7 protein-coding genes and 1 tRNA gene are annotated in these 5,811 nt (G+C 66.2%); 4 read left to right on the top strand and 4 right to left on the bottom strand.

The window, feature by feature from the left end:
- Window positions 1–213: 213 nt before the first annotated feature.
- Window positions 214–1,005: a MauE/DoxX family redox-associated membrane protein gene (locus KME78_RS63430; RefSeq protein WP_308127612.1), complete on the bottom strand. Its 792-nt coding sequence runs from the start codon at window positions 1,003–1,005 to the stop codon at window positions 214–216.
- A 5-nt stretch (window positions 1,006–1,010) separates the two neighbouring features.
- Entirely contained in the window at window positions 1,011–1,952 is a 942-nt protein-coding gene (locus KME78_RS63425) for a hypothetical protein (protein ID WP_219539916.1), read from the bottom strand.
- A 217-nt stretch (window positions 1,953–2,169) separates the two neighbouring features.
- Between KME78_RS63425 and KME78_RS63420 the strand changes: the two genes are divergently transcribed.
- Window positions 2,170–2,676 carry a SigE family RNA polymerase sigma factor gene (locus KME78_RS63420; protein WP_219539915.1) on the top strand — a complete coding sequence of 169 codons (507 nt, stop codon included), beginning with the start codon at window positions 2,170–2,172 and terminating at the stop codon, window positions 2,674–2,676.
- Here the strand turns inward: KME78_RS63420 and KME78_RS63415 are convergent.
- Window positions 2,633–3,127 carry a MarR family winged helix-turn-helix transcriptional regulator gene (locus tag KME78_RS63415; protein ID WP_219539914.1) on the bottom strand — a complete coding sequence of 165 codons (495 nt, stop codon included), beginning with the start codon at window positions 3,125–3,127 and terminating at the stop codon, window positions 2,633–2,635. The genes KME78_RS63420 and KME78_RS63415 overlap by 44 nt on opposite strands.
- Window positions 3,128–3,230: 103 nt before the next feature.
- Between KME78_RS63415 and KME78_RS63410 the strand changes: the two genes are divergently transcribed.
- From KME78_RS63410 to KME78_RS63400, 3 genes are all read left to right on the top strand, one after another.
- Window positions 3,231–3,794, top strand: coding sequence for a YceI family protein (locus KME78_RS63410; protein WP_219539913.1), 564 nt, complete (start codon window positions 3,231–3,233; stop codon window positions 3,792–3,794).
- A 217-nt stretch (window positions 3,795–4,011) separates the two neighbouring features.
- Window positions 4,012–4,100: transfer RNA gene (locus tag KME78_RS63405), tRNA-Ser, on the top strand.
- A 656-nt stretch (window positions 4,101–4,756) separates the two neighbouring features.
- Window positions 4,757–5,095 (top strand): cupin domain-containing protein, encoded by a 339-nt coding sequence (locus KME78_RS63400; protein WP_219539912.1) that lies wholly within the window; start codon window positions 4,757–4,759, stop codon window positions 5,093–5,095.
- Window positions 5,096–5,170: 75 nt separating this feature from the next.
- On the opposite strand, the gene KME78_RS63395 is transcribed toward KME78_RS63400, so the two are convergent.
- Window positions 5,171–5,602, bottom strand: a complete 432-nt coding sequence (locus tag KME78_RS63395) for a VOC family protein (protein ID WP_219539911.1) — start codon at window positions 5,600–5,602, stop codon at window positions 5,171–5,173.
- Window positions 5,603–5,811 lie beyond the last annotated feature (209 nt).

Raw genomic sequence — 5,811 nt, 5'->3', positions numbered from 1 at the left:
AGACATCCGGGACTGGATCGCTCAGTGGAACGACAATCCCCGCCCCTTCGTGTGGAAGAAGACCGCCGAAGAGATACTTGAATCCCTCGCTAAATATCTCCGGCGAATTTCAGGCGCATGACACTAGTCCTCTATTGGGCTGTCTAGTGGGGAAGCTAGATAGCCCAATAGAGTCATATCCTCATGTCGAGGGTTCTATAGCGCTGTCTAGCGTCAGGCCGATACAGGCGTATAGACCGGCATAGCGCCGCTGTCCTCCGCGTTGACCACGGCCACCCGTACAGCCGGACGCCGCCCGCTGAGATAGACCGCGAACACGACGTCGGCCCCATCCCGCCGCTCGAAGGCGAAGAAGCGCCAGCACAGCTCGCGCCAGCTGTCGTACGGCTCCGCCGCGGTGAGTTGCTCCTGGTGCTGACGCCAGGGGCCGCTCGACCGGAGCCTGGCCAGCGTGACCTCCACGGCCGGGCCCCGGCGCTGTTCGCACGGCGCTCGATAACGCAGCCGATCCGCCAACTCCTCAAGCTCGGGCGACAGTACGAGGAGCACGACCATCCCGGCGGCCACGAACCACGACGGCTGCGCGAAAACCAGCCAACCGGGCTCCTCTGCCCAGAGCGACAGCACGGCCATCCCGGTGAGCACCATGGTCCTGGCGACCGAGCGCAGCCCGACGGGTGCCCCGCTCACCTCGCCGAAGCATCCGCATCCCACGTCGGGCCGGCGCCTGCGTATCTCCAGCAGCACGTACGTACACATGGCGAAGAACGCGACCGCCGCCCACCTGAAGATCGGGGACGTACTCACCAGCAGCCCCGTCGCGATCACCAGCTCACTGATGGCGCAGACGACCAGCATCGGAACCTCGATGCGAGCGGGCACCAGCGCCGCCGGCCCCAGCCGGGCCAGCGAGCCCATCTCCCCGCCCGAGCGTACGGTGAGCACCTTCGCCACCGCCCCTAAGACGAGCAGCACGATCAGAGCAGGCAGCTGCGATGCCAGCACGAGCGTCACCCCAATCCGATCTGCGCGTTGAAGCACCCTTTGACCAGGTCGCCGCCCAGCTCCACGTACGAGAAAGGCGACAGCTCGACGATCCGCCCGCGAGGAGAGGTGTCGCACTCGACGCATCGGTCGCAGAAGCGCCCGGCCACGCAACCACACGCCACGATCGGCACGTTAGCGGATCGATCGGTACAGGCGTTCCGAACCTGCAGCATCGACCCGATGGCCAGGTACGGCAGGCCCACGCACGACACCTCGGCGTCCGGACAGCCCACGTCGGAGCGCTCCACCATGGGGTAGGCGGCCCCCCGATCCTCCTCGTCGAAGGCATCGGACCAGGTCGCGGTCCCGGAGATGCGTGACTGCAGGCCGGCGTAGGCGGGCGGCGGAGCGGGGACGGCCCGCGCCGGATAGGCGGGCTGCGAGGTCGCGGGCAGCAGGGCCAGACTCACCCCGTTCTTTCTGATGCCGATCGCGTCGAACAGGAACCCCGGCTCGAACCGCGCATGGCGTACCAGGATGCGGCCGGTCGCGCGGTAGGGCACGACGATCGTCCGGCGACCCCGGTGCGGCCCGCAGTCGAGCTGGACCGTCATGTCCTTGCGTCCCTCGACGGACAGGATGGTCCCGGTCATCCGGGTGATACCGGCCCACAACCGCTCGACCACCCGGCCGTCGCGCACCGTACGCATGATGACCGTCGAGCCCACCGGCAGATCGCCCGGCACCAGGTCGCCGCCGTGCCAGGCGGTGGCCCACGGCGCGATGACGAGCCGCTCCTCGTCGCCCTCAGGGGTCTCGATGATGACCAGGTGCGGGCTGATGTCGCGGATGTCCCCCATGACCGCGCGCAGCGGATCCCCTTGCTCGGGACCTGGGGCGCCGGCTTCCCGGCCCAGTGCCGCAGCCGCGAGCACCCGGCGGCGTTCCACGCTCGGATACCCCATCTGTCCCTCCCTGGTCGCACTAATAGCGTCACACGACTCCGAGGGCTGCTTCGCCGTACCCGCGCATAGAGAGCAAAATCCGCACCCCTCGGGACAGAAGTTGACCCTCGGCGACATACAAACCGCCACCGACCTTGACCTACCTTTATCGTCGGCGGGCCGAATCCTGAATTCCGGTTACGCCCGATCTCGGCCTTTGGCTGCGATTCTGGCCAGGATGCAGACCTTCAGGTGGGAAGAGGAGTTCCGCGAGTACGTCGTTGCGCGCGGACCCGCCCTGCTGCGCACCGCCCACCAGCTCACCGGACATCCGCTGGACGCGGAGGATCTTCTGCAGAACGCCCTGACCAAGACGTACCTCGCATGGGACCGCATCCACGACAGAGCCGCGCTCGACGGATATGTACGGCGGGCGATGGTCAACATCAACATCTCGCAGTGGCGGCGGCGCCGGCTGGAGGAGTACCCGTCAGAGGACCTGCCGGAGGTCGCCCCCGAGCCCGAAGCCTGCGGTGACGTCCACGAACTCCTGGAGCAGGCATTGCGGCAGCTGCCCACCCGGATGCGGGCCGCGATCGTGCTGCGCTTCTACGAGGACATGACCGAGCCGGAGATCGCCAGAACGCTGGGCATCACCCTCGGCACGGTCAAGAGCACGATGTCGCGCGCCATGGCCAAGCTCAGGACGGAGCTGGGCATTCTTCCTCAATCGCCCCCACCGTAGCGCAGGGCCGTACGACGTCCCGGATCCGGCGGAGAGTGGCCAGGAAGACGTCCAGCTCCTCCGCGCTGAGCAGGCCGGTCAGGCACGTGTCGATGTCCTCGAGGTGGCGGGGCAGCACCGTTTCGAGCTTCTCCCGCCCCGCGTCGGTGAGCGTGGCGTAGGACGCCCGCCGGTCGGTGGCGCAGGCTACCCTGGCGACCAGGCTGTCGCGTTCGAGCCGGTCGACCACCCTGGTCACGCCGCTCGTGGATAGGCCCGTCTGAGCGGCCAGATCGCTCATCCGCAAGCTCTGCCGGGGAGAGCGCCCCAGCCGCAGCAGCGTCTCAAAATCGATATCGGACAGCCCGGCAGCGTTGAACACGGGCTGCAGCCGGGCCGTAAGACCTGCGTGAACCTCCGCCAGCAGGCCCATGGCCGTCAACCGGGGGTCGTCAATGTTGACCACATTCATACTGTAGCCGACGATAGTTGACGCGAGGAATATTCCTCGTGTAGACATTTGTTGCCGCAGACATCCGCACAGCAAGCACCTAACCCCTTCTGAGGAGAACCCCATGACCACCCGCACCTGGGAAGGCCTGACCGTCCCCGCCGCCGGCACCTACAACCTGGACGTCGCGCACACCCGCATCGGTTTTGTCGTCAAGCACATGATGGTCAGCAAGGTGCGCGGCAGCTTCGGCGACTTCACCGGCTCCGTGACGATCGCCGAGAACCCGCTCGACTCGTCCGCCGAGCTCACGATCAAGACCGAGAGCCTCACCACCGGCGTCGCCGACCGTGACGGCCACCTGCGCAGCGACGACTTCCTTTCGACCGAGAAGTACCCGACGGTCACCTTCAAGAGCACCCGCGTGGTGAGCCATTCGGGCGACGAGTTCACCGTCGTCGGCGACCTGACGATCCGCGACGTCACCAAGGAGGTCGAGCTCACGGTCGAGTACGGCGGCGCCGGCACGAACCCGTGGGGCCAGGCGGTGTGGGGCTTCTCCATCACCAGCGAGTTCGACCGCGAGGACTTCGGACTGACCTGGAACCAGGCCCTGGAGACGGGCGGCGTTCTGGTCGGCAAGAAGATCAAGGTCGAGATCGAGGGCGAGGCCAACCCGGCCGCGTAACCCCTTTTCGCACAGTTGGACCCGCTCGTCGGGTCCTTGCGCTATACCTCGATGCTGAGCCCGTCCCTGAACGTCTTGGGGCGGGCTTGCTGTCTGCCGCGTTGTCCACAGGGAGTTATTCACAGGCTGTGGATAACCTTTGGACAGGCTGGGATGGGGAACCGCTTTGCTGCCTTGGCAGAAGGCCGGTACGCTGTCCTGAGCCGCGTGGCTACCAGGAGGATTCGCCTAGTCAGGTCTATGGCGCCGCACTGCTAATGCGGTTTGGTGGCAACACCATCCGGGGTTCAAATCCCCGATCCTCCGCACGTCGAGGGCCCTTCCCTGTTGTAGGGGGGAGGGCCTTTTTCGATCTCTGTGGGGTTGATGAGGTTGCACGCCTCGTCGCCCGGCAGCCGCTTGAACATATGCTTGGAACCTCTCGTGAGTGAGATCAGGGAGAACCCGGGGGCTGCCGGAAGTTGCACCTTCTGGCGACCCCGCCTTGCCGGTGGCCGACGGCTCGGTGTGCAGGCGCTCGCAGTCGGCCAGGTAGCGAACAGCGGCGCTATAGATCTCGCTAGCCAGGGTCAGGTCGGCGTCGGTGATCAGGCCGCCGCCCGTGGTGGAGACCGAGATGTCCGCCTCCGGCGTGCTGAACGCCAGGTACGGGCGGCTACCCGGACGCCGCTGGTGTGGAACGCGGATTCTCAGCCTGAGTCATCGAGAGCGTGACGTAGGTGCACGGCCCGAGGCTCATGCCGCCGCCTCCTTGCCGGCCGAAGCCTGCTTGGTACGCGGCGGGCGCATCCCCGTGGCGCGGAGGGAGTAGGCCATCTTCTGGGACGCCTTCGCCGTCCATGGCCGGGATCTGCCAGACGAGTTCACCGATCGTCTTGTCCTTGGCGTTGACGGGTAGGCCGCGGCTGCCACTCATCCGCACAAGTGGTTAAGGGTTAGCTGTCCATAGCTATGCTTCCGCCATGCAGATCATCGAAGGTGCAGGGGTGTGGACGCCGCTCGCCGACGGAGCGGCCAACGACTGGGTGGAGCACCTGAGGGTGCCGGCCCTGTCGGTGGGAACGTACTGCATCCCGGCCGGCGGGCTCGACAATCAGAGCCCGCACACCGAGGACGAAATCTACGTGGTCACGGCGGGACGGGCCAAGATCGTGACGCCGGACGGTACGGCCGAGGTAGGCCCCGGTTCGGTGATCTTCGTGCCGGCGGGCGAGGAGCACCGGTTCGACGAGGTGACCGAGGACCTGGCACTGCTCGTGGTGTTCGGCCCGGCGTACGGCTCGCGCGCACCGGGCCAGTGAGCCGCTGCTGGGCCAGATCGGGCCAACTCGCCATGAAGTCCGCGGCTGGTGCGGTGACCACGATCGTTCACCGGGTCAGTCGGAGATACTCCCGGGCGGCGAGCTCACGCGCAGGACATGCCCGTCCGGATCGTGCAGCCGCATCTCGTACATCCCCCAGGCTCGCATCTGCGGCGCCTCGGCGATGCTCACCCCCCGAGCTTCCCACTCCTCAAACAGCCGGTCCACCTGCGTAGACGTATGGACATCGAGGTGCAACCACGTCGTATGGACGCCAGTGACCTGCGTCAAGATGATCTGTGCGCGGTCACGCCCGACAAGCGCCGTGCCCGGCTCACCTGGCTCGCAGCGCTCTCCGTCCTGCAAGAACCGGCCTTGACGATCAGACCACTCCCAGCCGATCCGGAATCCCAGCGCGTCCGAGTAGAAGCGCAAGCTGCCACACAGATCGCTGATCAGCAGATTCGGTCTGCATCCAAGGATGGCCTCCGGTTCGAGACCGCTCATGGGCACCTCCGGTATCTCACCCAGCGAGGAACACGTTCACACTCAATCAATCTGCCCAAGAACGTACGTATGCGGGCACCGTACTAGTGTCATGCGCCTGAAATTCGCCGGATAAGTTTCTATTCTTGTGGGCATGGCGCATTCGGGACCGCTGGCGTTGGAGATCCATCTGACCGAAGTCGAGCGAGCTCGGCTGGTCGGCATGTCGG

It is taken from the genome of Nonomuraea guangzhouensis, assembly GCF_019396345.1.
GTDB classification, from domain to species: Bacteria; Actinomycetota; Actinomycetes; order Streptosporangiales; family Streptosporangiaceae; genus Nonomuraea; species Nonomuraea guangzhouensis.
The sequence above is the reverse complement of the archived record's forward strand: the minus strand, read 5'-3'. Positions and strand labels throughout refer to the sequence as shown.